At 58.9% G+C, this 26,893-nt stretch carries 30 protein-coding genes; 15 read left to right on the top strand and 15 right to left on the bottom strand.

Translation table 11 applies throughout. From position 1 onward, the window contains the following. Position 1: 1 nt before the first annotated feature. The 5 genes from ACQY8Q_RS21670 to ACQY8Q_RS21650 all read right to left on the bottom strand — a co-directional run bounded on the left by ACQY8Q_RS21670 (position 2) and on the right by ACQY8Q_RS21650 (position 4,520). Positions 2-844 (bottom strand): lysophospholipid acyltransferase family protein, encoded by an 843-nt coding sequence (locus tag ACQY8Q_RS21670; protein WP_428428427.1) that lies wholly within the window; start codon positions 842-844, stop codon positions 2-4. A gap of 207 nt (positions 845-1,051) precedes the next feature. Next, positions 1,052-3,040, bottom strand: a complete 1,989-nt coding sequence (thrS, locus tag ACQY8Q_RS21665) for a threonine--tRNA ligase (RefSeq protein ID WP_428428425.1) — start codon at positions 3,038-3,040, stop codon at positions 1,052-1,054. Between the two features lie 118 nt (positions 3,041-3,158). Then, positions 3,159-3,698: a DUF1697 domain-containing protein gene (locus tag ACQY8Q_RS21660; RefSeq protein ID WP_428429843.1), complete on the bottom strand. Its 540-nt coding sequence runs from the start codon at positions 3,696-3,698 to the stop codon at positions 3,159-3,161. After that, complete coding sequence (yidD, locus tag ACQY8Q_RS21655) at positions 3,695-4,069, bottom strand: membrane protein insertion efficiency factor YidD (RefSeq protein WP_428428424.1); 375 nt, start codon at positions 4,067-4,069, stop codon at positions 3,695-3,697. Before yidD ends, ACQY8Q_RS21660 begins: the two co-directional genes overlap by 4 nt. A 1-nt stretch (position 4,070) precedes the next feature. Further along, positions 4,071-4,520 carry an iron-sulfur cluster assembly scaffold protein gene (locus ACQY8Q_RS21650; RefSeq protein ID WP_428428423.1) on the bottom strand — a complete coding sequence of 150 codons (450 nt, stop codon included), beginning with the start codon at positions 4,518-4,520 and terminating at the stop codon, positions 4,071-4,073. A gap of 340 nt (positions 4,521-4,860) precedes the next feature. On the opposite strand from ACQY8Q_RS21650, the gene folE reads away from it, so the two are divergent. The 4 genes from folE (at position 4,861) to ACQY8Q_RS21630 (ending at position 8,134) form a co-directional block, all read left to right on the top strand. Then, positions 4,861-5,478, top strand: a complete 618-nt coding sequence (folE, locus tag ACQY8Q_RS21645) for a GTP cyclohydrolase I FolE (RefSeq protein ID WP_428428421.1) — start codon at positions 4,861-4,863, stop codon at positions 5,476-5,478. Positions 5,479-5,502: 24 nt separating this feature from the next. Further along, positions 5,503-5,955: a phosphoribosyl-AMP cyclohydrolase gene (gene hisI / locus ACQY8Q_RS21640; protein WP_428428419.1), complete on the top strand. Its 453-nt coding sequence runs from the start codon at positions 5,503-5,505 to the stop codon at positions 5,953-5,955. Between the two features lie 211 nt (positions 5,956-6,166). After that, positions 6,167-7,138 (top strand): patatin-like phospholipase family protein, encoded by a 972-nt coding sequence (locus ACQY8Q_RS21635; protein WP_428428418.1) that lies wholly within the window; start codon positions 6,167-6,169, stop codon positions 7,136-7,138. Positions 7,139-7,465: 327 nt separating this feature from the next. Continuing rightward, positions 7,466-8,134 (top strand): DUF5701 family protein, encoded by a 669-nt coding sequence (locus ACQY8Q_RS21630; protein ID WP_428428416.1) that lies wholly within the window; start codon positions 7,466-7,468, stop codon positions 8,132-8,134. A 60-nt stretch (positions 8,135-8,194) separates the two neighbouring features. On the opposite strand, the gene ACQY8Q_RS21625 is transcribed toward ACQY8Q_RS21630, so the two are convergent. Both ACQY8Q_RS21625 and ACQY8Q_RS21620 read right to left on the bottom strand, forming a co-directional pair. After that, entirely contained in the window at positions 8,195-8,623 is a 429-nt protein-coding gene (locus ACQY8Q_RS21625; protein ID WP_428428415.1) for a CBS domain-containing protein, read from the bottom strand. Positions 8,624-8,877: 254 nt separating this feature from the next. Further along, on the bottom strand, positions 8,878-9,612 hold the full coding sequence (locus ACQY8Q_RS21620; RefSeq protein WP_428429842.1) for a rhomboid family intramembrane serine protease: 735 nt from the start codon (positions 9,610-9,612) through the stop codon (positions 8,878-8,880). Positions 9,613-10,035: 423 nt separating this feature from the next. Between ACQY8Q_RS21620 and ACQY8Q_RS21615 the strand changes: the two genes are divergently transcribed. Both ACQY8Q_RS21615 and ACQY8Q_RS21610 read left to right on the top strand, forming a co-directional pair. Next, positions 10,036-10,665, top strand: a complete 630-nt coding sequence (locus ACQY8Q_RS21615; RefSeq protein ID WP_428428414.1) for a PAS domain-containing protein — start codon at positions 10,036-10,038, stop codon at positions 10,663-10,665. Positions 10,666-10,756: 91 nt separating this feature from the next. After that, a complete protein-coding gene (locus tag ACQY8Q_RS21610; RefSeq protein ID WP_428428413.1) occupies positions 10,757-11,365 on the top strand; it encodes a PilZ domain-containing protein in 609 nt (202 codons plus the stop codon). Between the two features lie 89 nt (positions 11,366-11,454). On the opposite strand, the gene ACQY8Q_RS21605 is transcribed toward ACQY8Q_RS21610, so the two are convergent. Together ACQY8Q_RS21605 and ACQY8Q_RS21600 are read right to left on the bottom strand one after the other, a co-directional pair. Next, complete coding sequence (locus ACQY8Q_RS21605) at positions 11,455-11,868, bottom strand: DUF1801 domain-containing protein (protein ID WP_428428412.1); 414 nt, start codon at positions 11,866-11,868, stop codon at positions 11,455-11,457. 76 nt (positions 11,869-11,944) lie between these two features. After that, a complete protein-coding gene (locus ACQY8Q_RS21600; RefSeq protein ID WP_428428411.1) occupies positions 11,945-12,331 on the bottom strand; it encodes an ester cyclase in 387 nt (128 codons plus the stop codon). 545 nt (positions 12,332-12,876) lie between these two features. Between ACQY8Q_RS21600 and ACQY8Q_RS21595 the strand changes: the two genes are divergently transcribed. Continuing rightward, the gene (locus ACQY8Q_RS21595; protein ID WP_428428410.1) at positions 12,877-13,485 is read left to right on the top strand and encodes a transglutaminase-like cysteine peptidase; all 609 of its coding nucleotides are present in this window, start codon (positions 12,877-12,879) and stop codon (positions 13,483-13,485) included. A gap of 137 nt (positions 13,486-13,622) precedes the next feature. On the opposite strand, the gene ACQY8Q_RS21590 is transcribed toward ACQY8Q_RS21595, so the two are convergent. Beyond that, positions 13,623-13,949, bottom strand: coding sequence for a DUF6949 family protein (locus ACQY8Q_RS21590; protein WP_428428409.1), 327 nt, complete (start codon positions 13,947-13,949; stop codon positions 13,623-13,625). Positions 13,950-14,101: 152 nt separating this feature from the next. Between ACQY8Q_RS21590 and ACQY8Q_RS21585 the strand changes: the two genes are divergently transcribed. From ACQY8Q_RS21585 to ACQY8Q_RS21575, 3 genes are all read left to right on the top strand, one after another. Next, entirely contained in the window at positions 14,102-14,836 is a 735-nt protein-coding gene (locus ACQY8Q_RS21585) for a hypothetical protein (protein WP_428428408.1), read from the top strand. A 212-nt stretch (positions 14,837-15,048) separates the two neighbouring features. Beyond that, positions 15,049-16,530 (top strand): SPOR domain-containing protein, encoded by a 1,482-nt coding sequence (locus tag ACQY8Q_RS21580; RefSeq protein WP_428428407.1) that lies wholly within the window; start codon positions 15,049-15,051, stop codon positions 16,528-16,530. A gap of 84 nt (positions 16,531-16,614) precedes the next feature. Next, positions 16,615-16,881 (top strand): hypothetical protein, encoded by a 267-nt coding sequence (locus ACQY8Q_RS21575; protein ID WP_060505114.1) that lies wholly within the window; start codon positions 16,615-16,617, stop codon positions 16,879-16,881. A 59-nt stretch (positions 16,882-16,940) separates the two neighbouring features. Here the strand turns inward: ACQY8Q_RS21575 and ACQY8Q_RS21570 are convergent, their stop codons facing one another. Beyond that, positions 16,941-17,378 carry a DUF1489 family protein gene (locus tag ACQY8Q_RS21570; protein ID WP_428428406.1) on the bottom strand — a complete coding sequence of 146 codons (438 nt, stop codon included), beginning with the start codon at positions 17,376-17,378 and terminating at the stop codon, positions 16,941-16,943. Between the two features lie 71 nt (positions 17,379-17,449). Further along, a complete protein-coding gene (locus tag ACQY8Q_RS21565; protein WP_428428405.1) occupies positions 17,450-18,850 on the bottom strand; it encodes an L-serine ammonia-lyase in 1,401 nt (466 codons plus the stop codon). Between the two features lie 255 nt (positions 18,851-19,105). On the opposite strand from ACQY8Q_RS21565, the gene ACQY8Q_RS21560 reads away from it, so the two are divergent. The 3 genes from ACQY8Q_RS21560 (at position 19,106) to ACQY8Q_RS21550 (ending at position 21,369) form a co-directional block, all read left to right on the top strand. After that, entirely contained in the window at positions 19,106-19,798 is a 693-nt protein-coding gene (locus tag ACQY8Q_RS21560) for a DUF599 domain-containing protein (RefSeq protein WP_428428404.1), read from the top strand. Between the two features lie 86 nt (positions 19,799-19,884). Continuing rightward, positions 19,885-20,892, top strand: coding sequence for a heparan-alpha-glucosaminide N-acetyltransferase (locus ACQY8Q_RS21555; RefSeq protein ID WP_428428403.1), 1,008 nt, complete (start codon positions 19,885-19,887; stop codon positions 20,890-20,892). Positions 20,893-20,895: 3 nt separating this feature from the next. Continuing rightward, positions 20,896-21,369 carry a methyltransferase family protein gene (locus ACQY8Q_RS21550; protein WP_428428402.1) on the top strand — a complete coding sequence of 158 codons (474 nt, stop codon included), beginning with the start codon at positions 20,896-20,898 and terminating at the stop codon, positions 21,367-21,369. A gap of 26 nt (positions 21,370-21,395) precedes the next feature. Here the strand turns inward: ACQY8Q_RS21550 and ACQY8Q_RS21545 are convergent, their stop codons facing one another. The 3 genes from ACQY8Q_RS21545 to mgtE all read right to left on the bottom strand — a co-directional run bounded on the left by ACQY8Q_RS21545 (position 21,396) and on the right by mgtE (position 25,464). Then, on the bottom strand, positions 21,396-23,369 hold the full coding sequence (locus ACQY8Q_RS21545; RefSeq protein WP_428428401.1) for a PhoX family protein: 1,974 nt from the start codon (positions 23,367-23,369) through the stop codon (positions 21,396-21,398). 115 nt (positions 23,370-23,484) lie between these two features. Further along, positions 23,485-23,871, bottom strand: coding sequence for a MerR family transcriptional regulator (locus ACQY8Q_RS21540; RefSeq protein WP_113243460.1), 387 nt, complete (start codon positions 23,869-23,871; stop codon positions 23,485-23,487). Between the two features lie 165 nt (positions 23,872-24,036). Continuing rightward, positions 24,037-25,464 carry a magnesium transporter gene (gene mgtE / locus ACQY8Q_RS21535; protein WP_428428400.1) on the bottom strand — a complete coding sequence of 476 codons (1,428 nt, stop codon included), beginning with the start codon at positions 25,462-25,464 and terminating at the stop codon, positions 24,037-24,039. Positions 25,465-25,719: 255 nt separating this feature from the next. On the opposite strand from mgtE, the gene ACQY8Q_RS21530 reads away from it, so the two are divergent. Both ACQY8Q_RS21530 and ACQY8Q_RS21525 read left to right on the top strand, forming a co-directional pair. Then, positions 25,720-26,226, top strand: coding sequence for a peptide deformylase (locus ACQY8Q_RS21530; RefSeq protein WP_428428399.1), 507 nt, complete (start codon positions 25,720-25,722; stop codon positions 26,224-26,226). A gap of 227 nt (positions 26,227-26,453) precedes the next feature. Beyond that, complete coding sequence (locus ACQY8Q_RS21525) at positions 26,454-26,726, top strand: hypothetical protein (protein WP_428428398.1); 273 nt, start codon at positions 26,454-26,456, stop codon at positions 26,724-26,726. Positions 26,727-26,893 lie beyond the last annotated feature (167 nt).

Below are 26,893 nucleotides of genomic sequence, written 5' to 3'. Positions count from 1 at the left end.
TTTAAGACGCAACCCTGCTGAGGAAACCGCGGCGTGGCGGTGCCATGCAGAATACGCCGTCATAGATCCGCGTCAGAATATCCTTGCGATCGGCAATTGCGCTCAATTCTTCCCAGGAAATCAGTTGACCGATGCGCGATGAGATGGTCGTGCCGGAAAGCCTGCGAAACTCACGGATCAACAGCGAGATGCGCAAGGTCAGCGAGAGCTTGCTGGCCAGGTGAAACAACCTGCCGTTCTGACCTTCGAAATAGATCGGGATAACGCTTGCCTTGGCCGCCTGGATGAGTTTGGCCGGAAACATTTTCCACGGCAGATCTTCGGCCCTGCCGAATCCTTTTTTCGCGGTCGCAACACCACCCGCCGGAAAGACGATCAGGGTGACGCCTTCCTTGAGGAGCCGCACGGCCTCGTGGCGCGTCTGCATGTTGATCGCCAAGGCCTCCTTGGTTTCCTCAAACGAGATCGGCAACGAATAGGGCGCCATTTCCGGCACCTTCAAGAGTTCGTTGTTGATCAGCACCCGGAACGGGCGGCCGAGCTGTTCGGCAAGCGATAGGACGGCAATGCCGTCCCCTATGCCGAAGGGATGGTTGGCGACGATGACCACGGGCGTATCCGGCAGATGGCGCGGCGGCCATTCGCCCTGGACGCGGACGCGCACATTGATCAGGTCGAGCATTTCCCCGAAAATCCGGTCGCTCTTGCCGACAATTGTGTCGCGCCACTGCGTGTAAAGCCGGGCATAACGATTGCGCCCGGCAAGCCCTTCCATGGAACGGATAAACCAACGTTTCAGCCGTCGATCATTTTCGTTGGCGTAAGACAGCTCTTTGAACTGCACGGTGTTCCCCGTTCCCAAAAGGTGCGCCCGAAGGGACGCAGCACAGGCATTTCGATTTTACCGGATTTGCGCTCTTGCGGCAGGCATTTCTGTCCGCCGATCACGCATCAACCGGATAGTCTGCTCATGTTACAGTTTTCTGACAGAAGACTGAAGGTGCGGCGCTGCCACACCTTCTTGTCGCTTCATACACACTTTCGCGGATGATCAGGCCTTGGCCTTGCTCCGCCGCTCAGCCTTGCGCTTCACATCCGGCGGTGTTGCTTCAGACACCAGCGAGGCGATTGCCTCGTCCAATGTCATCGGCGTCTGCGCCTGTGAACCGAGCCTACGGATATTCACCGTCCGCTCTTCGGCTTCGCGCATGCCGCAAACGATGATCACCGGAACCTTGGTCACCGAATGCTCGCGGACCTTGTAGTTGATCTTCTCGTTGCGGAAATCGGTCTCGACTTCAAGACCGGCATCGCGCAGCAGCTCGGCAACTTCACGGCCGTAGTCGTCGGCTTCCGACGTGATCGTGGCGACAACGACCTGCAGCGGCGAGAGCCACAGCGGGAAATGGCCGGCAAAATTCTCGATCAGGATGCCGAGGAAGCGCTCCATCGAACCGCAGATGGCGCGGTGGATCATCACTGGCTGGGTCTTTTCCGAATTGCTGTCGATGTAGAAGGCACCAAAACGTTCGGGCAGGTTGAAATCGACCTGCGTCGTGCCGCACTGCCATTCACGGCCGATGGCATCCTTCAGCGTATATTCGAACTTCGGGCCGTAGAAAGCGCCCTCGCCGGGTAGAATACCGGTCTTGATGCGGCCTTCCGACTGCGCTTCGATTGTCTTCAGCACGTCCATCATGACGCTTTCGGCGCGATCCCAGAGCGCATCGTCGCCGACGCGCTTTTCCGGACGGGTCGAGAGCTTGACGACGACTTCCTTGAAGCCGAAGTCCTGATAGACCGACAGGATCAGATCGTTGATGCGCAAGCATTCCGCCGCCATCTGCTCGTCCGTACAGAACACATGCGCGTCGTCCTGCGTAAAGCCGCGCACCCGCATCAGTCCATGCAGCGCCCCCGAAGGCTCGTAGCGGTGAACGTTGCCGAACTCGGCAAGCCGGATCGGCAGTTCGCGATAGGATTTCAGGCCATGCTTGAAGATCTGGATATGGCCGGGGCAGTTCATCGGCTTCAGCGCAAAGACGCGCTCGTCATCGGTTTCGTCACCGGCGACCGTTACCTTGAACATGTTGTCGCGGTACCAGCCCCAGTGGCCGGAGGTTTCCCAGAGCGACTTGTCGAGCACCTGCGGTGCGTTGACTTCCTGGTAGGTACCGGCCAGACGGCGGCGCATATAGGCGACCAGCGTCTGGAAGACGCGCCAGCCCTTGCCGTGCCAGAAAACGACGCCCGGGCCTTCTTCCTGGAAATGGAACAGGTCCATTTCGCGGCCAAGCCGGCGATGGTCGCGCTTTTCGGCTTCGGCCAGAATGTGCAGGTACTGGTCGAGCTCTTCCTGGGTACGCCAGGCCGTGCCGTAGATGCGTGTCAGCATCGGATTGTTTGAGTCACCGCGCCAATAGGCACCGGCCACCCGCATCAGCTTGAATGCATTGCCGATCTGGCCGGTGGAGGCCATATGCGGACCGCGGCAGAGATCGAACCAGTCGCCCTGATAGTAGATTTTCAGGTCCTGATCGGCCGAGATCGCATCGACCAGCTCAACCTTGTAGGCCTCGCCCCTGTCGGCAAACACCTGGCGCGCCTTGTCGCGCGGCCAGATTTCCTTGGTGAAGGGCTTGTTGCGCTGGATGATCTCCTTCATCCGCTTTTCGATCTTCGGCAGATCGTCGGGCGTGAAAGGCTCATTCTTGGCAAAATCGTAATAGAAGCCGTTCTCGATCACCGGGCCGATGGTGACCTGCGTGCCCGGCCACAGTTCCTGCACGGCCTCGGCCATCACATGGGCCGTGTCGTGGCGGATCAATTCCAGAGCGCGGGCATCTTCGCGGGTGACGATCTCGAGGCGGCCGGTGAAGACGGCATCGGACAGGTCGCGCAGCTCGCCATCCAGCGCGATCGCGATGGCCTTCTTTGCAAGCGACTTGGAGATCGATTCGGCGACTTCGCGGCCCGTCGTGCCAGCGGCATAACCACGGACGGAACCATCGGGAAATCTAAGGGAAACAGCGTCAGACATGTGTTCTTCCTTGTCCAGTCCCGCCAACGAATGCGGGTGGTGTTGATAACCGGCACGGCCGGCAAATTGACGCGCGGGTGATAGAGCGTTTTTGTGACGGAGTAAAGAACAGGCTTGATCAGGCTTTGATCATATCCGTCAGGCCACGCACCCTATTCCAGTTGCGGAATGTGCCGGGGCCTAGGCGTTTGGTGGTCAATGCCGAGAGCAATTTCGACTCGCTCGGCTTGCCGGGAAAATGGATCCAGAGGTCGCCGTTGACGAGCCGGATCTGTTCGCCGCCACTGCCACGGTGCTGGAGCGTGGATGGAATGTCGTCAGCCAGTGGTGCGCGCATCACCCGGACAACGATGTTTTGCGCCTCCGCATCGCTTGCAGCGCGAAACGGGTTGCCGGCATCGAGCGCAAGCCAGTCTTGTGCAGTCCGGGCGATGATATCGACAGGCTTGCCGAAATCCTCGGCAAAGGCCTGCTCGAGCGCTTTTTCTACCTCCGCAGCACTGCCGTGATCGGCGTCGAAGACCAGATTTCCGGTCGCAACCAATGTCCGCGGCGCACGGCATCCGATGCGTTCCGCCGTCGCGCGCAACTCCGACATCACCACGCGGCGTCCGGCGCCGAGGATGATGCTGTGGAGAAGCGCGACATAGACCGTCATTGCGACGCCGCCGCCGGCCGCCAGTAGCGCCATGGCGTATACCAATGCTTCGACGGCGGCAGTTTTTCCGGCACCGGATCGAGCCCGCTTGACCCACCAGGCCCGCAGCGCAGAAAGCGGAACAACACCATCCAGCCGCCCGGCCAAAAACCGTGGCGGGCGATGGCCTCGTAGCCGTATTCTGAACAGGTGGGGATGTGGCGGCAGGAATTGCCGATGAAGCCGGACAGCGTCAGTTGATAGAGCCGGATGAAGGCCATGCCGAACAGCCGCCCGGGTGTCTTTCGAAACGGTCCCGCATAGTTGCGGCCTGAATAGGGCCGTCTGGCGTCGCCGGTTTCATGGCCCTGACATCCCGGTTCACCACACATCTCAGCCGGCAGCCTTGACCAGACGCGAAGCCTCGACCTGGCCGATGGCATCGACGACGGCGTCGAAAGTCAGCATGGTCGAGGCGTGGCGGGCCTTGTAATCCTTGACCGGCTTGAGGAACCGCATGTCTTCGAAACGGCCCGATGGCCCCTCGCCGTCCGCCTTCAGCATCTCCAGCATGTCTTCGCGCGCCTGGCGGATTTCGGAGGATGTGGCGCCGACGACATGGCGGGCCATGACCGAGGACGACGCCTGTCCAAGCGCGCAGGCTTTGACCTCATGGGCGAAGTCGGTGACGGTGTCGCCATCCATCGTCAGATAGACGCGGACCTTTGAGCCGCACAACTTGGAATGGGCGCTTGCCTCCGCATCGGGATGCGTAAGCATGCCGCTTTTCGGAATATTGCCGGCAAATTCCAGTATCCGGCTGTTGTAGATTTCATCCATCATTCGACGCGGTCCGATGCATTTTGCGCGCTTTCAGGTAATCCGCGCATGATTTTCTATCGTATCTCAGAAAAAAACACACTGTCTCCATCAGCGCCCCTTCCCCATGTATCCCGGCATATTATATGGTATGTCGTGTGGGGGCGACAGGTTCGCAAGAGCGAACAGTCGCCTGTTGTTTGGGAAACCGTGCCGGATGATCCAGAGCCCTTAACCTCTGCAAATCAAAAAGCCCCGGAGCCCGCCGACGGAAACCAGGCCTGAAACGTCAGGTCAATGGCCAGTGGCGAGTTGTCCGATAAAGATAAACGTCAAGTAACGTGTGTTACGCCAAGAGGCCATTATGGACGCTATAGTCAAGAATTTTCCTGCCCTGCCCACCGTTGACGGCCGGCCGAGCCAGAAGGAAGCCGAGGACGCCGTTCGCGTTCTCTTGCGCTGGGCCGGTGACGATCCGGCCCGTGAAGGGCTTCTCGATACGCCCGCGCGCGTTGCCAAATCCTATAAGGAACTGTTTTCCGGTTATGACCTTGCTGCCGAGGATGTTCTTGGCCGCACCTTCGAGGAAGTCGGCGGCTATGACGACATCGTGCTCGTCAAGGACCTTCAGTTCTTCTCGCATTGCGAACACCACATGGTTCCGATCATCGGCAGGGCGCATGTCGCCTACCTGCCGGATGGCAAGGTGCTCGGCCTGTCGAAGATCGCCCGCGTTGTCGATATCTTCGGCCGCCGCCTGCAGACACAGGAAACCATGACGGCGCAGATCGCCAAGGCGATCGACGATACGCTGCAGCCGCGCGGCGTCGCCGTGATGATCGAAGCTGAACATATGTGCATGGCGATGCGTGGCGTTCAGAAGCAGGGCTCGACGACATTGACCACCACCTTTACCGGCGCCTTCAAGACCGAGCCCGCCGAACAGGCCCGCTTCATGACCATGCTGCGGGGCTTCAAGTAAGCTCCGTCAACCGGAGCCTTTCCGATGACAATTGAATTTGACCGCCCGTCCACCGACAAGGCGGAACTGGAATCCGGTTCCGCCTTCACGCCCCGCTTCGACAGCAACGGACTGATCACTGCCGTCGTCACCGATGCCGGAGACGGTGTTTTGTTGATGGTGGCGCACATGAACGCCGAAGCTTTGGCGCTGACCATCGAGACCGGCATTGCCCACTATTACAGCCGCTCGCGCCAAAGCCTCTGGAAAAAGGGTGAAACGTCCGGTAACCTGCAAACCGTTGAAGAAATCCGCACCGACTGCGATCAGGATGCACTGTGGCTGAAAGTCCGTGTCGCCGGCCATGACGCAACCTGCCATACCGGCCGGCGCTCGTGCTTTTATCGTGTCGTTGGCGCCAAGGATGGCGTCACGTCACTTAACATCATTGATACCGAAATTCATTTCCATCCGGACGACGTCTACGGCAAAAATTAATCATCTGACGCTTTTTGGCTCAGTTTCTTCGGGGATTCACGATTTCGCAACCAGACTGGGAGCGTAATCCCGACAACAAGGATACGTTCCGCCGGGAACACCTGCGCGGAACGCCCTCGAGTAGATTGAGTTCTTACGGCATGCGCTTGCAACGCAGTAAAGCGAGACGTGACGGCCTGTAACAGTGTGTTCTGCGGCATGGAGGTGCCGGATGTTGAACTGGACATTCAATCGCAGCGGTATCACCGCAGATGCTTCCGTGCCCGGCGGCCCTTCCCACGCTCTGAGCGCACCTCCCCCCGAACAGATCAAACCGCCCAAATCCAAGATAGCCCTTGCCCTTGGCGGCGGCGCTGCACGCGGCTGGGCCCATATCGGCGTGCTGAAAGCGCTGGACGAGGAAGGTATCGAAGTCGGGATGATTGCCGGAACCTCGATCGGCGCACTGGTCGGCGGCTGTTATCTGGCCGGAAAGCTCGACGAACTCGAAACCTTCGCCCGCTCTCTGACCATGCGGCGCATCGCCGGCCTGCTTGATTTCGCCATTGGCGGCGGCGGCCTGTTCGGCGGCTTGCGCCTGACCAAGCGTATGCAGGAACACCTGCAGGACATGTCGATCGAAGACCTCGACCGGACGTTCGTCGCTGTGGCGACCGAGGTCAATTCCGGACACGAGGTCTGGATCGGCCAGGGTTCTCTGATCACGGCCATCCGCGCCTCCTATGCCCTGCCAGGCATCTTCGAGCCGGTCAAATGCAACAATCGCACCTTGATGGACGGCGCATTGGTCAATCCGGTGCCTGTATCGGTCTGCCGTGCCCACGAGCAGCAGCTGGTCGTTGCGGTCAACCTCAACTACGATCTCTATGGCCGTTCCGCCGTCATCAAGCACAATGCGGGCAGTCATGCGGCCGAGCAGCCGCCGATGCCGAAACATCCGGAAGGCCAAGCGGGACGCTTGGGCATGACAAGTGTCATGGTCCAGGCTTTCAACATCATCCAGGATCGCATTTCTCGCGCGCGCCTTGCCGGCGATCCGCCGGACCTGGCGCTGCATCCCAAGCTCAACGATATCGGCCTTTCGGAATTCCACCGGGCCGGAGAAGCGATCGATCGCGGCTATTATGAAACCAAGTCGAAGCTCAGCGAGTTGCAGCGGCTTCAGGATGTGATGCTGCGCTGAACGCGCGGCAACAAAAACCATGCCGCGCGGTCAAAAGGCAGCGCGGCATTTTTCATGAGTTTATTCCACGCGTAGACGACAGCGGTAGCCGTTCGGCGACCCATCCCTTCCGCGGTCCCGTGAGACGACGGATTTAGATTACTGGTCCTGGAGCACAGGAAGCGGCCATCGCCAGCGCTTGTTTATCAAACTCTAAATTTTTCTACCGATCGGAACAAAATAGCAACGTGAAATCGACTGTTGGTCCCCCTATATGGCGTGATGAAATCCAAAGCAGCTTTCATCAAACCGCGTGTTCCAGCTGGAACGGTAAGGAGACGGCCCCACGTGCTCACACACTTTGACCGACAGACAAAATTGCTCCTGAATGCAGGCTATCCGGACATGCTGGGGATTTCCAAAACCCAGTTCACGGAAAACCTCGAACCACTTCGAGCGCGGTTGGAGGGCATTGAACCATTTGAATGCGTTGGGAATATTCCTATTTGTATTGCCTTTGGCAAAGGCGTTATCGGCATAGCCGACGCCATGTCGCGGATTGAAGCAAAGGCAGCGAGAGGCGTTGTCGATATGACGCCGCTTTCACCGGAGGATTTCCAGCCTATTGACCAAGTGCAGATTCCGGCCGGAAGATTCTACCTTTTGTTCGACGTCGACACCGGAAGGGGTTCTCTCAACGTCAGCCCGGAGAATGCGCTGAACGCCATCAGGGTACAGGGCAGAACGCCGCTGACGCTGGAAGAAGGCGTAGCCTTGACGGCGCAGTTTCCGGAACTGCTGACGGACAAGAAAAACTATAATTGTATCCAAATGCCAGGATCACGGAAAACATCCGATCAACGGGTGCCGTCAATCTGGTTCAGCAAGGGCGCGCCGCGATTGGGTTGGTGCTGGGACCGCAACATCCACACATGGCTCGGCTCCGCGTCCGCAGCCTACCGGCTTGGCGCCGCAAGCCCAATCGAGGCTGCTCCACAGATCACACCCGACCGATAACAGCCCCTCGGCTTGTCTGCGAGGCGACTACGCGTTGAGCGCGCCGTTGGATGGTTCGAACTAGCCGGCGATATAGGCCTTGATCTGCTCGGCCTCGTGTTCGATCGCCCGGATATGATGGCGCACTGCATCGCCGATCGAGACGATGCCGACAAGGCGGCCGTTCTTTTCCACCGGAAGATGGCGGGCGCGCATGTTGTTCATGATCTCCATGATGTCATCAATGGTCATGTCCTCGGTGCAGCTATATACCTTCGACCACATGACGGAGGACACCGGCTTGTCCAGGCATTCGGCGCCGAACTTGGCCATGGCGGCGACAACATCGCGTTCCGTCAGGATGCCGGCGATCTTGTCACCCGGCTTGACGATAATGACGGCGCCGATGCGGTTTTCACTCAGCAAGGCGACCGCCTGGCGCACTTTTGCCTGCGGATCGACCGTCACTACCTGACGGCCTTTTTCATTCAGTATTGCCTTGACAGACATCGAACCCTCCGGTTTCAGCGACCTGCATCTGACCGGGATATTGGCAAACCGCAAAAGCGCACGCGCGCATTTTGGAGTTGGACCAATCCGCAAGACAGATATCATTCCTGTCGCGTTTTGCCCTTTGGCAGCAGCCCGAACTCCTCACGGGTTTACTGCCTTCGGACACGAATGGTGCGCTACAGACTGGCGAAAATCAAGCGTTGTCGCTGAGATCATCAATCTTTCGAAGCTCTGTGACCAGGTTTTACAAATCAGTCCCGGGGATCAAAAAACCCGAACAGCAGGAAGCCAAACAGGAAGCCGCCGATATGCGCTTCCCAGGCAATGCCACCTGCCCCACCAAAGGCAAAGACGCCGAGGCCAATCAGGAAATTGGTCAGGAACCAGATGCCGGTAAAGACCACGACCGAGCGGTTCGACAGAGCCTCGCCAACCGTCAGGCGGCGGTTGAGATGGGCAAATTGACGGCTGATGCGGCCACTGGGAGAAAAGACGAACCGTGCTGCAGCACCCATCAAACCAGCGACCACTCCAGAGGCACCGACGACAAAGATCGTTTCGCCCCAATGGAAAGCCACATGCAAACCGACTGCAGCGGCAGCAGAAAGACACCAGAAAAGCAGGAAGCGCGCCGGACCGATCCGGCGAATAACCGGGGCGCCGAATGCCACCATCCAGAACCCGTTGAAAATCAGATGTTCCCATGAGCCGTGCAGCAGGGAATATGTCAGGGGACTCCAGAGCCAGGCGAGATTCTGATCTGCCAGTGGATGATCATAGCGGGCCGGCCAGAACGCAAAATTCAGGATCACTTCGCTGTCAACGGCGGCCGATAGCAGATAGGTGCGCACGACATGGATGGCCACCAGCAGCGCCAGCATGGCGACAAGACCTGACGGCAGGTTGAATGCCGGTTCGCTGACCCGCGTTACAGTGTCTGCTTCGGTGTCCTGCGGCGGCGGCGCACCGTCGGTTTGGTCTGTCATGCTGATCACGTTTCCTTCCGCCGGCTCATCCTCAACCGGCTCCATGCCTCGCTCTATACGATTCATGGTCCCGTCAAAAGCGGTGAGATGCGCGGCACTTTTTCGCACACCTTGCAGGAAGAAATCAAATCGAAGGATTTGCACATTCGAGCGCAGGTTCGCCGGCAAAAAAAAGGGCCGTCCAGTCAAAAACTGAACGGCCGTTGAGCCCCTTAAAAAACGAGCCCGCAAGTCAGTGTGCCGAAGGAAACCCTTCGTGAAGTGATGTCCTTTCATGCCATCAGAGCCGGGCGCTTTCAATCTAAACCAAACATTAACCTTAATATCGCGGTGGCACGGAAATCGCACTGTCATCTCTACGGGCGTGTTTTTCGCGCCGGATGTGCCAAAGCAGCACACATATGTTTCGAATGGAATGAAAGCATGCGCAGCAAGACAGCTATCGAGATCTACGCCTATTGGGACGAGTTGCGCGGGCATCGCGATGTGCCGGCCCGCGGCCAGATCGAGCCTGGTCATATTCGCAATATCCTGCCGGATCTCTTCATTCTCGAAAAAACACCGCGCGGCGATATCCGCTTCCGGCTTGCCGGCACGCGCATCTGTTCGCTGTTTGCCCGCGAATTGCGCGGCTCGACATTCGATGCGCTCTGGCTTGCCGACCAGACCGGCCGTCTCGCCCGTATCGCCGAGGATGTGATGACGCAGAAAACGCCGGTTGTTCTTTCGGCATCTTCGCTTGCCGGCACCGCCGATCGCCTGCCGACCGAAATCATCCTTTTGCCATTGCGCTCACCAGATGGCGTCGTTGACCGGATCATCGGTGCCTTGGTGCCGCTGTCGCGGCCGCTGTGGCTGGAAGCAACGCCTGTCAATTATCTCGACCTCGGCGGCATCCGCGTCCTCGACATCGAAAAGACCAACCTGTTCCTGCACAACCGGCCGGACAAGCCCCTGCCTGCGACCGCGCCACACCTTGCCGATCATGGAATAGCCGGAGCGATCCGCCGCGTCCTGCATCTTCGGGTGTTCGAAGGCGGACGGCAAGATTAACGCCGGTGCCCGCCCCGCCCTGTGAAAAAACCTTATGTTAACCGGATCACGGTAAAGCTGTGGCTTGGATGGACATCGCACAAGTGTGGTCATGTATTCGTTTCAGCAATCGCAGACGGCCGGCCCCAAGCAGCACAATGAAGGCGCTTTCCAGCGCGTTTCGGTGAACCTGACCGGTCGCCTCATGCTTGCCAATCATGACGAATTCGAATGCACCGCCATCGATATGTCGCCGGGTGACGTGCTGTTCACCTGCGATGCCCGGCCGCGCGCCGGTGAACGTATCATCGCCTATGTCGATCATGTCGGCCGCCTGGAAGGCACGGTTTCGCGCCTTTCCGAAAATGCCTTCGTCATCCAGATCAACGCCACCGACCGCAAGCGCGAAAAGCTCGCGGCACAGCTGACCTGGATTGCCAACAAGCATGAGCTCGGCCTGCCGGAAGACCGGCGCCACGACCGTCTGGCTCCACGCAAGACCCGCACGGAAATTACCCTGGAGGACGGCAGCAAATATGTCTGCCGGATCATCGACCTTTCGCTGTCCGGCGCCGCCGTCGACATGGAGTTTCGCCTGCCGCTTGGCACCGCCATTCTACTTGGCAGCATGAAGGGCCGCGTCGTGCGTCACTTCCAGGAAGGCGTGGCGATCGAATTTCTTGGAATTCAATCGCGCGAGGCTCTGCGCGAGTTTCTCTAGATCTGCCGTGATTTCACCGGAACGACCGGCGTTGCGTCAGGCACGCCATCAAACCCCAAGTAATAAAAACACAGGATGACGCGGTAGCGTCAAACCTCCTTGGTCTTTTTCGCACGCGATGCAGCGTCGGCTTTTTTCTTCTTTTTGGCCTGATTATAAGCGACCGCCGAACGGACAAGATTCTTCAGAGCGGGCGGATCGATCGTAACGCCTTCGAAAACATCGATTGACCGCCAGACCTTGCCTCCAAAACCGTTGTTGAACAGCTTGTCCGGATCCGGAAGGCTGGCACCATGAGAGAAGGTCAGCTTCACCTTGTCCTTATGGGCATTGCCGACCACCATGTTGCCGTCGCACGACCAGACGGGGCTTCCCATCCATTTCCATTCCTCGATGATGTCCGGATCAGCTTCAAGGATGGCCTTGCGCAGGCTGGCGAGCGTTGCGCCCCGCCAGTCAGTGAGACCGTCAATCAGCGCATCAATACTGTCTGTTGGTGTCATGGATTTCATACCCCGACTTTGAACCTGTTTCCCGTCGCGCCATTCTATCCACGCACGTGCATGCCGACAACGCCGGTCAAAGCTGAGCTTCGATCGCAGGCTTGTCGATGACCGACCAGACGTTGCCAATCTTGCTGCCTTGAAACTCGTAGAACACATTCTCGGTGAAGGAGATTCTCCTGCCGTTGACGGCAAGCCCCAGGAACAAGCCAACCGGTGTACAGTCGAACACCAACCGGCTGGCGATAAGGGGCGGATCCGAGATCAGCAATTGGATGTTGAACTGGAGATCGGGAATATCACGATAATCCTGTTCGAGCATGCTGCGGTAACCGGCCAGTCCGATCCGCCTGCCGTTGTGGCAAGCCTCGTCGCCAACGAACCGTCCCAAATCCGGCCAATCCTGCTTGTTCAAACAGGCGATGTAGCCTCTGTAGAGATCCGAAAGCTCGTTTTTCATCATGGCATCTGTCTCCCGTCTGTCCGGTTGGCGGCAAACGATCAGGATTGCCAGCCTCTCTTCGCGTCGATGCGACCCAATATGGTACAAAACCTGGTGCAGATCAGTGCAGTCTTGGCGAAAACACGATCCGGCCGCAATTTTTCGTGCCGAAACAGAAAATATTTTTGGCCGATTTCCCAGCACTTTTCAGGATAAATCGGCAGATACTATGGTAAACGAAGTGAAAACGGCAGGTTTGGCCTTCCTTCCAGCATGCGGTTCATTCCGTATGGCCACCGCGATCGCCCGGCGCAGAACGCGGGTTTTCCCCGAAAAACAACGTGTTCTCCGTGAGATAGATAGTTTCGCCCTGCTTAACGGCACTGAGCCAATACGGGAATGTCTCAAATTTTATGCGAATTTGAATCAAACATATCTCAATCTTTATTCGAGTTTAGTTTGAATTTTCTACTTATTTCAATTTCTTTTGTACTTTATTTTACTTCCAATTTTCGCGAGCAGTAAAAAACTCGGTGTCATTGTCACTCCAGAACGGGGAGACAAGCATGACAACGACATCATTCCTGAAGGCCGGCATCATCGGCGCATTTCTTTCTGCAGTCGCGGCACAATCGGCTTTTGCCCTGCCCGCCAACATGATCACCAGCGGCGCCACCAACCCGCCTGTCGGGCATTATGAATTCTGCCGGACCCTGCCGCAGGAATGCCGCGCCAATCCGGGCAGCACTGCGCCGCTAACACTCACGCGCGAAGGGTGGAAGAAAATCCTCGAGGTCAACTACGACGTCAACGAATCCGTGGCGCCGCTGACCGACAAAGAAATCTATGGTGTCGAAGAATATTGGGCCTATCCCGACAAAGTCGGCGATTGTGAAGACTATGTGCTCCTGAAGCGCAAGCGCCTGATGCAGGCAGGCTTTTCGCCCTCAGACCTTTTGATCACAGTCGTGCTGCAGCCGAATGGCGATGGTCATGCCGTGCTCACCGTGCGCACGGATCGTGGTGACTTCGTTCTCGACAACATGCGCAACAAGGTGCTGCTGTGGTCGGAGACCGAATACACCTATCTCAAGCGTCAGTCGGAACAGCATTCCGGGCGCTGGGTAAAACTTCAAGACGGCCGCACCGTGGCTGTCGGCAGCGTCAGCCAGTAAGGCAGGCGAACACAGATATGCGCAGCCCGGCTCAGGATGCCAGGGCTGCGCATCAAAAGGGCTTCGGTCAGTCCCCAATCCCCGTCCCAGACCAAGGCCCTGCTGGCCGGTTCCGCTGTCCCCGGAACCGGCCTTTTTTATTGTCCGAAGCTCGACGGACTGCCCGCAAACAGCAACCACGCACCTTCCGCAACAAGCAAGCCGTAGCAAGCGGCCCAGCCCGAGGCGATCACACCGGCGAGAATAATCTCGACCGGAGACAGGCTGCCGGACAGGTGCATCCGCCAAATAGTCCCGGCAAACAGGGACGGCCCTGCAAACAGCGCCAGGAATACCGGGAAGAGCCGGAATCTCCCAGCCACCGTCCCATCGGTCGTCGGCCAGCTCCGGCACGCGGCGCTGCGGCTGATATCCAGCACCAGGAAGGAGACACCAAAACCGGCGGCAAGCAAGACGAAGAGCATCGCTATATTCATCAAAAATTAACCATGTTGGGCCAGCGTTACCGTGTTTCTTCGACCAGCAAGTTCCGTGCCGCAAAGTCCTGCTCCATTCCGGCACAAGCCAGACCGGTGACGATACCTCCCGCTAACGACGATAAGACCGCGAACCATCCATGACAGCCAATTCAACAGCCGCCGGCCATGACGATCACGCTCCGCTGATCTCTTCACGCTTCGTCACCATACTAACGGCTGCGGTGGTGGGGCTGGCTGCCTTGACGGCAACGATCAGTCTTGCCGGACGCTGGTATGGTGAAAACCTGGCACTGGCCGGGCACACGACCAGCACGGAGCCCACCGACATCCTCATCGGTCAGGATCATCTGCGTTTTCCGTCCAATTTCATCCGCTTTGAACAGCAGCGCGTCACCGGCCGCGCCGAGCGTGTCGATCTCTATCTGACCTGGCCGGGACTGCAGGGATATAGCGACGAGACGCGCGCGCTGTTCAACGATGTCAACCAGCCGGCCGCGCTGCTTTTCCTGGATATTTCCCAGAGTACGATGTCGCGCGACATGTCGGGACGGATCGAGCCGATCTACCAGCATCTCTTCAGCGGCAAAATCCTGCCCGGTCCGGCGGGCCTGGTGCGTCACGAGATGAAACAAAATTCCGGCTACGGTGAGGAAGTCTTTTTCACAACGAACCGGGAAGGCGATACACCTTATGCCGTGCGCTGCATGATGCCGGCGACGCCTGCCCTATCGACCAGCGCCGATTGCCAGCGTGATATTCACATCGGCCGCGATCTTGTTGTGCTTTACCGGTTTTCCAGCCAATTGCTGCCACAATGGCAAGCCATCGACACCGCCATCACAACATTCCTGAACAAACGACTGATCCCTTGACCATCCGCCGGCCCCTTTTCCGTGAGCCTCGTTTCGTAAGGCAAGCACCGGTGGACCGGCTGTACCAAAATGCAAAAGAAGACGGCAGACAGCAGAAACCAATCATTCATCATAAACCGATTGGTAACGCTATCCCGATAGAGTTTCGAGAATAGTCGTTTCTGGAGGCCACCCCGGACGGCATCTGTGAAAATAGAATGAAGAGTAGTGTAGTGTCCAAATCCATATTCAACGGCTCCGCTCCATACGCCCCTGTGCTATTTTTCAAAAAGGCGTGCCGGGTTCTGCTGGTATCGCTGGCCGCCACGTTCACGGCAATCCCCGTCGCCTACTCGGCGCAATATGCGGGTATCGTGGTCGATGCAAAGACCGGCAAGGTGCTGTATAGCGAAGACGCCGACAGCCTGCGCTATCCAGCGTCGCTGACGAAAATGATGACACTTTATTTGACCTTCGAGGCTCTGGAAGCCGGCAAGATCAACAAGAACACACCCGTTCAGTTCTCCAAGAATGCATCAGCAGAGCCACCATCGAAACTCGGCGTACGCTCCGGAAACTCGATCACCGTCGAACAGGCCATCCTTTCCATGGTCACACGCTCTGCTAACGATTCATCGACTGCACTGGGCGAATTGCTCGGCGGCTCCGAGGAACGCTTCGCCCGCATCATGACCAACAAGGCGCGTGCGCTTGGCATGACCCGCACCACCTATCGCAACGCCAACGGCCTGCCGAACGATGCGCAGATGACGACAGCGCGCGACCAGGCCCGGCTCGGCATGGCGCTTCGCCAGCATTTTCCGCAGTACTACTCCTATTTCTCCACCCGCAGCTTCCGATTCGGCAAGCAGACGATCGGCAACCACAACCGTTTGCTCGGCAATGTGCGCGGCGTTGACGGCATCAAGACCGGTTACACCCGGGCTGCCGGCTTCAACCTGGTGACATCGGCTGAGGCTGACGGCCGCAGCATTGTCGGCGTCGTTCTGGGCGGCAAGTCCGGCGGCGCTCGCGACGCACAGATGCGTGCCCTCGTTGCCAAGTACATGCCATCGGCTTCGCGCCGTGGCGGCGGCAATCTCGTTGCCGAAACTGCGGATGCGCCGACCATGCAGACGCGGGTTGCGGCCCAACCGGCCGAGGCGGTGCAGTCCGAAACGGTTGTTGCCGCAACGGGCGGTAGCTTCAATCTTCCGAACAACGGCCCGGTTCCGGATTTCCGCTACAGCGGCGAAACCACCAAGAGCATCGAAGTTGCCTATGCGGCACCGGTCAGAGCCAGCACCAATCCGCTGCTGACCCAGAAAGTCATGCCGAACACGCTTGACGCGCAGAGCCGCAAGCTTGCCAAGGCCGCCCCGGTCCCGGCTGCCGATGTCGACAATCAGATCACCAATTCCGTTGCCAAGCCGGTAACCGAAACGGCTGCCGCCGCCAACAATGCGCCAGCCGGCTGGGTGATCCAGATCGGTGCGACGCCGGACAAAGCTCAGGCCATGACATTGCTCGACAACGCCAAGGACAAGGGTGGCAAGGCCCTGCGTGGCGCAACTCCTTTCACGGTGGCCTTCGCCAACGGCGACAGCCAGCTCTACCGGGCGCGCTTTGGCGGCTTCTCCGATCAGAACAAGGCTCTCTCCGCCTGCAAGACGTTGAAGAGTAAGGGCTTCGCCTGCTGGGCCAGCCTGCAGTAACAACAGCACAAAAGTTTCGATCAGCGGCGTGTTGTGTTTACCGCTGATCCTCCTCGGATTTGGTTTTGCGTAACGAGGTTAGTTATGGGAATGAATGAGAATGGATCGGGCATGACGCCCGCGCCGGACAAGAAGCGGAAGTCGCCCCGGTCCGGTCTGCACCCCTTGCATGAAGCCGCCATGCGGATCGCCGAACTCGGCAGCCGCCCCCGGTCGAAGACCAAGGATCTGGTAACGCTGCTTCTGACGCATGGGGCACGGGCGTGGCGCTCGACACAGCCGGACGCACAAATTCACGTGCACGTGACGTCGCCATCCGGGCGTTATCCGATCAGGTTGCGGATACGGTAAAGTATTGAACAACGATCAAAGCCCGGCACCGCCGGGCTTTTTTCATGCCATCTTTAAATTCAGAGGAGGCCGAGCTCAGCCAGTTCGCGGCGCAGGTCGAGCGGCATTTCTGCCGTTCCGGCGCCCAATGCCGACAGATCGCGCGGCGCTTCATTGTCCTGGAGATAGCGCCAGCCCTGAAAGGCCCGGCGCGGCTGATAGGTGGTTTCGATGACGTCCGGGCCGAGGATCAGGTTGCAGCGGCCGATGCCCTCGCCGTCTGTGAAGGTCTCGATGCCGGTCAGCCGCTGTCGCGCCTGAACCTGCCCCTTGATCACCCAATAGAGCGATCCGCCGTCCAGCAGTTCCTCGACGCGCTTCGGCACCATCCGCGTCGTATGGTAGGAATGCGGTTCAAGACCGGCGGCAACCGCCGTCAGTGCTTTGCGCGACACCCATTCGCGAAGATCGTCAATGGATTCTGCGCCGACGCAGAGCTTGATGAGATGCAAGGCCATGGCCGGAGTTGAACACCCGCAAAGCGGTCGCGGTCAAGCCTGTTCTCGCCCGCTCCACAGAAGGGTGCCCGTCAGCACTCGACAACGTTGACGGCAAGGCCACCCGTCGACGTTTCCTTGTATTTATCGTGCATGTCGACACCGGTCTGGCGCATCGTCTCGATGCAGGCGTCAAGCGGCACGAAATGCTGGCCGTCGCCTTTGAGTGCCAAGGACGCGGCCGTAACGGCCTTGACCGCCCCCAGCGCGTTGCGCTCGATGCACGGAACCTGGACGAGACCGGCGATCGGATCGCAGGTCATGCCGAGATGATGCTCCAGCGCGATTTCAGCGGCGTTCTCGATCTGCTCCGGCGTTCCGCCCATGACAGCGGCGAGGCCTGCTGCCGCCATTGCGGAGGCGGAGCCGACCTCGCCCTGACAGCCAACTTCGGCGCCGGAGATCGAGGCATTGAACTTGATGATGCCGCCGATCGCAGCGGCCGTCAGCAGATAGTCGCGAATGCCGTGATGATCGGCATCCTCATGGAAATGCAGATAGTAGCGGATGGTGGCAGGAACCACGCCCGCAGCGCCATTTGTCGGCGAGGTGACGACGCGGCCACCGGCTGCATTTTCCTCGTTCACCGCCATGGCGTAGACACTCAACCAGTCATTGGCGAGCAAGGGGTTGATCTTGTTGGAGCGCCATTCGTCCTGCAGCTTGTCGTGGATCATGCCGGCACGGCGGCGGACCTTCAGGCCACCGGGCAAGATGCCGGAACCAGTCAGTCCCCGGTCGATGCAGCTTTTCATCGCGGCCCAGATGCGGTCGAGGCCTTCGTCGAGCTCTTCGCCCGTCATCGAACATTCCTCGTTTGCCCGCTTCATCTGGGCGATCGACAGGCCGGAATGCTGTGCCATATCGAGCATCTGCTTTGCGGTCGAGAAGGGATAGGGAACCTTGACGCCGCCCGGCTTGGTCTTGCTGGACTTCATAGCTTCAAGCTCGGTATCGGTGACCACGAAGCCGCCGCCGATGGAATAGTAGACGCGCTTCAACAGCAATCTTCCGTCCTTGTCGAAGGCGGAGAAGGACATGCCGTTGGCATGACCGGGCAGCGGCACCTTCTTGTCGAAGACAAGATCGGTCTTCGGCTGGAATTCATAAGAGGGGTGCCCGGCGGGCGTGATACGGCCGGTGCGCTCGACTTCATCGATGATCGGATCCATCCGGTCGGGATCGACCCGGTCAGGGCGTTCGCCCATCAGACCGAGGATCACCGCCCTGCCCGTTCCGTGACCGATGCCGGTAAAGGCGAGCGAACCATGCAGGCTCGACTTGATCGACGTGACGGTGGCATTGACCGGGCGCGGCCAGTCGCTCGACAGGATCAGGTCGAGAAAGCGGTTTGCCGCCGACATCGGTCCCATCGTGTGCGAACTGGAGGGGCCGATACCAATCTTGAAGACATCAAAAACCGAAAGAAACATGCGAACTCCGCCCCGGGTACTCTGGACCGGACAAGATTGCCGGACCACGATCATTGCATCGAAACTAGGCCATCCTATGCCTGCCATCAGGCGATCAACCGACATCCACTCCCGTGCGTGCGACACGAATGGCTGCCGGGTGGCTGTAGCACGATTCCTCATTCATAAGTCGCCATGCCCGCCCATGGATTTCAAGGGGTGGGGTAAACTTTCGCGATACCTTGCAATTTCGCCAAAGCATGCCAAAAACGAGGCATGACACTGACAGACTATATCGCATTGGCGGTCTTTGCGCTGCTGTGGACCGGTTACAACTGGGCCACGGACGGCAAGGTGCAACTCAAGCGCATCTCCTTGACGCGCCTGATGATGGAGAACCGGCGGCGCTGGCTGCTGAACTCTCTCAATCGCGACCTCAAGATGATCGACACGCAGATTGTCGCCGGACTGCAGGCGGGAACCGCGTTCTTCGCTTCGACGACGATCTTTGCGCTCGGCGGCTGCTTTGCACTTTTAGGCGCCACCGACCAGGTCCAGGCGATCATGGCCGACCTGCCCTACGTCTTTCATGGCGGGCGCACGGCCTTCGAACTGAAGGTCGGCGGCCTTGCCTGCCTGTTTGCCTACGCCTTCTTCAAATTCGCCTGGTCCTACCGCCTGTTCAATTATTGCTCCATTCTCGTCGGCGGCATTCCAATGATGTCGGACATCATGCAGGATCGCGCCGGAGCCGAACGCGCCGCCGGACGGGCCGCCAAGATGAACATTCTTGCCGCCAAGCACTTCAATGCCGGCCTGCGAAGCGTCTTCCTGTCGATCGGCTATCTCGGCTGGTTCATCAGCCCCTATGTCTTTATCGCATTGACGGTCTTCGTCATTTTCGTGCTGACGCGCCGGCAATTCTATTCGGAAGCGCGCGAAGCCCTTCTTGACGACACAAACCCCTGAAAGTCTCGAGCGGTAAGCCAAGCGACTCGCTTGCGCCTGACGCAAGCTCGCCGCGTTATGATCCCGCCATTCGAAAAGATTGAGCTATGTCGATACCCAACGCAGTCACCGAAACCGACAACGGGACGGCACCGCCGGCCGCCGCAGAACGGCGTGGCCGCATCTGGGCGATCGATGCGCTGCGCGGGTTCGCGCTGATCGCGATGGCGACCTATCACTTCTCCTGGGATCTTGAATATTTCGGCTATCTCGACCCGGGAACGGTCGGCGCCGGTGCGTTCAAGATCTATGCACGGATGATCGCCAGCAGTTTCCTGTTTCTGGCGGGCGTCGGGCTTGTGCTCGGCCATTATCCGGTCTTCAAGCCGCGTTCCTTCGCCATCCGTTTCGCCAAGATCGCCGCCGCCGCGCTGCTCATCACCATTGCCACCTGGTTTGCCTTTCCCGACAGCTTCATCTTCTTCGGCATCCTTCATGCGATTGCCGCGGCAAGCGTTATCGGCCTCCTCTTCCTGCGCCTGCCCATCATCCTGACGTTTCTCGCTGCAGTGGCTGTCTTTGCGGCGCCCTTCTATCTGCGCTCGGCCATGTTCGACGCACCAGCACTCTGGTGGGTGGGGCTGTCGCAAATACTGCCGCGCTCCAACGATTATGTGCCGTTGCTCCCTTGGCTGGCACCGTTCCTGGCTGGTATCGCCGCCGCCCGCATTGCGCTTCGCTTCGGATGGCTGGAGAAACTACGCACCGATGGCAGCGCGCGGTGGAAGATGATCCTGACTGCGGCAGGCCGTCACAGCCTGATCATCTACCTCGTGCACCAGCCGTTGTTGTTTGCCCTGGTCTTTGCCTACTCCCTGGTTTTCCCAGCGGCCAAACCCGATCCGGTCGAGACCTATCAGAACAATTGCGTGGCCTCCTGCAGCCTGCAGGAAAACGCAGCGCTCTGCACGACCTTCTGCGGCTGCACACTGGACAAGCTGATGGAAGAAAACCTTTTCGAGGCGCTGAACGACGGTAAAATCGACGTCAAGACAGATGAACGTATTGCGCGAATCGCCGGGCAGTGCACCATGGAGTCACAACCCAAGGAATAGGATATGAACGCCTATCGCGCCAAGCCGCTGACTTACCCCTGGCCTCCATTTCTCTATATGGCAGCCTTTGCGGGGGCGGTAGGCTTGGGGCGGACGTTGCCGATCGCGGTCATGCACGGCCATGGATGGGTACCCTGGCTGGCTGGCTCGCTGTTGATCATCCTTGCCGTCTGTCTGGATGTCTGGGCCGTGAAGACCTTGATCGAACGGCGCACGGCGGTGATGCCGCATCGCTGTTCGTCCTATCTGGTCACCTGCGGACCGTTCTATTTCACCCGCAATCCGATCTATCTCGGCTACACCTTGATGATGGTCGGTTTCGGCCTGATCACGCTCAATCCCTGGTTCTTCATCATGGCCAGTGCTGCCGTTGCGATCATGACGCTGTTTGCCGTCCGCAACGAAGAGCGGCATCTCCTGTCGCGCTTCGGATTCGAATTCGAACGCTATTGCCGCGCCACCAGCCGGTGGATCTGACCCACCGGCCTCGACACTTTACGGCTTCAGTTTCCAACCACACCGTTATCATCGCGCGTGATCACGACGAGAGACGGACGTGCCGGCATGCCATCGGCAAAATCCGGCCAGGCGGTCCCGGCATCGGCGATCGTCGTTGCGTCTTCATTGTCGGCCAAACGCAACTCACCCGGATGCTGGATGGAGACGAAGACATTGGTGCCATCCGGCGTAAACGTCGGCGAACAGCACTCTGAGCCGACCGGGGCGATGTAGAACAGCTTTGGCAACGCCCTGCCCGGTCCCTCGGTGTCCATCACATACAGCGAATCGGCGATGCCCTCCGGCGGCGGCCCATCGGTGGTCACCCAAAGCCGTCCGGCCGGATCGACACCGAGATTGTCGGGATCGGTGAACCAGCCTGACGCCGTCGTCGCAGGATGGAACATCGCCTCATCCTCGGGCTTGGCCGGGTCGCCACAGAGCACGAAGACGTCCCATGTGAACGTATCAGCAGCATGGTCCGGCTTGTCCGGTGCACCGGGTGGAACGAGTTCGAGCAGATGACCGTGCGGGTTCGGTCCGCGCGGATTGGCGATATTGACGGTTTCGCGCTCGCCGCCCTTGCCCGCGGCCAGCCGGTCCTCGTTCTCGGTCATCGCCACGTAGAGCTTGCCGGTGCCGTGATGCGGCACAAAGCCTTCCGGTGCATCCATCGGCGTGGCGCCAACCAGATCGGCTGCAGCGCGGGTATTGAGCACGACATCTGCCTGCGTCGCAAAACCGGCGTCCGCCGTCAGCGGCCCCTGTCCTGCCACCAGCGGCAACCAGGCCATCGTGCCGTCACTTGCGAATTTGGCAACGGAGAGCGTGCCGTTATCGAGCAGGTCCTTGTTAGCCGCCCGGTCTGCCGGGTTCCACGGATCGCGGGTGACGAAGCGGTAGAGATATTCGAAATCGTCGTCATCGCCCATGAACACCACGACGCGGCCGTCCGGCGCCACCGTCACTTGCGCACCCTCATGAGTCATGCGGCCGAGCGACGTGCGCTTCACCGGTTTTGCCTCCGGATCGAACGGATCGATCTCGACCACCCAGTCAAACCGCATCCATTCGTTCGGCTCTTCCTCGAACTTGAAACGCGCATCGACGCGGCTGACCGCGTAGATGTCGTTCTCGTCTTCGTCCCAGCCCTGCCGCTCGACCAGCTCCTGATTGGGCAACGTCTTATAATTGCCGGCAAAGACGTCCATCGCGCCCTCCTCACCGGACAGCATGGTGCCCCACGGCGTAATACCGCCATTGCAGTTAGAGATCGTCCCGAATACCTTTTTGCCGGTCGGATCGGCCTTGGTCTTCAGGCGGGCGTCGCCCGCTGCCGGGCCGGAGATATTCATCTCCGTGCCCATATGGATACGGCGATTGTGCTTGCTGTCGAGAACGATGTTCCAGTCCCTGCCGGTTTTTGCCACCTCAAAGACGCTGATCCCAAGACAGCCCATCAAGGCGCGGATCTGGTTGTCCGTCAGCATTTCGCGGTAATTCTCATCAGTCAGCCCCGGAAACATCAGGAACGGCGAAGCATATTCGTGGCTGACGACCATCAGGCCGCGATCCGACGATGGCGAGCCCTGCGGCAAGGGCAGAAACTGGGTAAAATCGTTGTTGTAGCCGAATTGGCGCTCTGCCGCCGTGCCATCGAGGCTGGTAATGTCGAATGCCGGGCTATCGGGAAACAGCGCATCGCCCCAGCGGGCAAGAATCTGGCGGCCGTATCCCTCCGGCCAATGGTCGGCGGTATCGCGGACCCGTTGCAATTCCTTGAACGTCAATGTCGATTGACTTGACGCCTGAACCGGCTGTGCCGAAAAGCCATGGCCGATGGCGGCTATAGCGGCGGATCCGAACAGGCCTTTGAGCACCGTGCGGCGATTGACGCCCTCGGCTAGAATTTCACCATAGGACGAGGAAAACGCGCGGCGTGGGTTCGGCCGGGCGCGGGTTTTCTGGCGGTCTGACATGGAAGCCTCCGATTTCTGTGACGAAGGCGATATTGCATGCAGCTGTGAACGTGCTGTGACGCACATGAAGGGGCTTTGAAGACGGCGATCCCAAGCGAAAGATTGAAACGCTGGCTTAGGTGCCGACGCCGATTTCAGCCAGCCGGGTCAGGCAGGCCTCTTCGACATTGCCGAGTTCTTCCAGGGTTTCCTCGATGTCCTTGCGCTTCTGGTGGAGCTCGTCGCGCTTTTCTTCGACACGCTTCATCAACAGGCGCAACTGGCCAGCCTCACCCGGTGGATCGCGGTAGACCTGGATGATTTCGCGGATCTCGGCGATGGTGAAACCGATGCGGCGGCCGCGCAGGATTTCCATGATCAGGCGACGGTCTGCCGAACGGAACAATCGTGTCCTGCCGCGCCGCTCCGGGTGGATAAGCCCCTCGTCCTCATAGAAGCGCAGAGTGCGGGTCGAAACTCCGAATTCCCGTGTCAGCTCCGTAATGGTATAATACTTGTTCACGCCTGCCTCGCCTTACGCCGCAATCGGGAAAATCAGGCGACATGCGCCGGACAATGCTGCTGCGGTTGAAGTATAGCACCGGTCCAAGGCCTGATATCAGACCGAAACGATGTCAGAAGGCAGTTTGATTGACTTTGACGTAAAAGTCAAACTTTCGCGTGGGCGTCAATTGACGTGAAACCACCACGTTGCAAGCCCCAGAAAAGCAAAAAAACCGGTCACATCCGTGACTGTCGTCACGAAAACCGCCGATGATACGGCAGGGTCGGCGCCAAACCGGTCAAGCAGCAGCGGGATCATGATACCAGCAAGCGCTGCAGCAATCATGTTGATCAGCATCGCTGCCGCAATGATACCGCCGATATTATAGTCCTGGAACCAGGCACCGGCGACGACACCTATCAGAACGCCGAACAACAGCCCGTTCAACAGGCCGACACCGGCCTCACGGCGAACGATGCGCCAGGCATTGTGAATATCGAGATCGCGGGTGGCAAGCGCGCGCACGGTCACCGTCATCGTCTGCGAGCCGGCATTGCCGCCCATGCCGGCAACGATCGGCATCAGCACGGCAAGGGCAACGATCTGCTGGATTGTCGCCTCGAACAGCCCGATCACCGATGCGGCCAGAAATGCCGTCAACAGATTGACCAGAAGCCACGGCACGCGCGATCGCGACGTGCTGCCGATCGAATCGGACAGTTCTTCGTCGCCGACGCCGCCCAGCCGCATCAAATCTTCTTCGGCTTCCTCCTGAATGACGTCGACGACGTCGTCGATGGTCAGCACGCCGACCAGCCGGTTGTTCTCGTCGACGACGGCGGCTGACAGAAGGTCATACTGCTCGAACAGCTGGGCCGCCTCTTCCTGGTCCATCTCGGCCGGCACCGGATGGTTGGTTTCGCGCATGATTGTCTCGATCTTGACCGAGCGTTTGGTGCGCAGCACGCGGTCGAGATCGAGCGCGCCGAGTAGCTTGAAGGTCGGATCGATGACAAAGATCTGGGTAAAGCTCTCGGGAAGGTTTTCGTCCTCGCGCATGTAGTCGATGGTCTGGCCGACCGTCCAGAACGGTGGTACCGCCACGAATTCCGTCTGCATGCGGCGCCCGGCCGTGCTTTCGGGATAGTCGAGAGACCGCCTTAGCCGCACCCGTTCGGTAAACGGCAGTTTTGACAGGATCTCTTCCTGGTCCTCCTGGTCGAGGTCTTCCAGAATGTAGACCGCATCGTCGGAATCCATTTCGCCAAGCGCTGCGGCGATCTGCTCATTGGGGAGATGCTCGACGATATCGAGGCGGATTGCCTCATCGACCTCCGTCAAGGCCGACAGATCGAAATCATCACCCAAAAGCGAAACCAGCGCCCGGCGCTGATCCTGCTGTATCGCCTCCAGAAGGTCGCCCATTTCGGACGCATGCAGGCGCGCGACGTGCTGGCGCAGATAGAGAAGATCGCGGTCCGCAATTGCCGCACCGACATGCATCAGATAGTCGGAGCGCACCGATCCATCTTCGGCGTAGATATCCGAGCCGTCATAGACATCGGCGTCCGGGGAGTTGCGGTCTTTGTCCTGGTCGCCGGTACTGCTCATGTGCCCGCCCTCAAAAGAATTGCAGCCATCCAAGACGCCGGCGTCAAACCGGGCGGGAGCAGGACGGCAATATCATCGACCGATGCCACAGCCGCTTGAAAAGCCAAACTGCCCTGTCCTGCTAGCTCAACAAACCGATGCGGTCCACCACCCGATACGCTGACAATCTGATCGTGCCGCCGTTTTTGCGCAAGCTGTTGCAAAATCATATGAAATGTTTAGCTCTGGCGCAGCGAAAAACCATGGAGCCAGCCCTTGTCCGTCCGACCGATCCTGCGTTTTCCCGATCCCCGTCTATCGATGCCCACCAGCAAGGCGGTGCAATTCGATGCGGAGCTTGCGGCGCTGGCGGCAGACCTGCTCGACACCATGCGCGCAGCACCCGGCATTGGCATCACCGCGCCGCATATTGGCGTACTGCAGCGCCTGACCGTCATCAAACTTGACGCTCAGTCCGGCACCAAAATCTACGTCAATCCGCAAATCATCTGGTCATCGGCTGAAACGACAGCGCATGCCGAAGGCAGCGTTTCGATGCCGGGCATAAGCGAGGACGTCATCCGGCCGAGCCAGGTGCGTGTCCGTTATCAGACGCTTCTTGGCGAGCCGAAGGAAGACCAAGCCGACGGCCTGTTGTCCATCTGCCTTCAACACGAAATCGATCAACTCGACGGTATCTTCTGGCTTCAGAGATTGTCGCGCCTGAAACGCGACCGGGCGATCAAGCGCTTTGCCAAGCAGGAGAAAGCGGCTGATTCTTGAAAGAGCGCTCACAAGGGCCGGAGCATAAAGCGGGTGCCTGCTACCAGTCACGCTCCAGTTATACCTTTTGGCAATCAAGCATTGGCTGAAGCGATTTAGAGCCCCGTGATGGCTGCAAACGCCGATGGACGCTGAAATGCGCGACTGGGGTAGACATTCGATTTCATGCTGGCGCCCTTTAATTAGCAGAGTATAAAATAAAGCAGGATGATAGGAGGAGGCCTGCAATGAGACGAGGCATATTTATGGTGGCAGCGGTACTGCTAGCCTCCTGCACAGCAGTGGAAGTCGAGCCGATCCCCGGCAGCATCACCTACAATGGCCAGCCACGCACCAAATTGACGAAGTCGCCAGCCGGCAGCACGTTCAGTCACACCTTCCACGACCAGCGCGGCGGCTACTGGAGCGAGACCTACCAGATACAGCCTGATCGCTCGCTCAAAATCATTTCAAGACGCAGAGCCGAAGACTTCAGGCTGAACGCAAATGGTGGATTGTGAAAAGACGCAAAGGGTGGCGTCTTCGCTCCTCCGCTGCGGCATCGTCTGCTTGCGAACGCTGATGGGGACGAAGCCTTCGTGTGCCAACCGATGACAAGACAACAAAAAACCCGCCGAAGCGGGTTTTAGTTGGTGCGGTCGAGAAGACTCGCAAAAACGGCTCAAAG

Source organism: Pararhizobium sp., from assembly GCF_965279435.1.
Taxonomy (GTDB): domain Bacteria; phylum Pseudomonadota; class Alphaproteobacteria; order Rhizobiales; family Rhizobiaceae; genus Pararhizobium.
The sequence above is the reverse complement of the archived record's forward strand: the minus strand, read 5'-3'. Positions and strand labels throughout refer to the sequence as shown.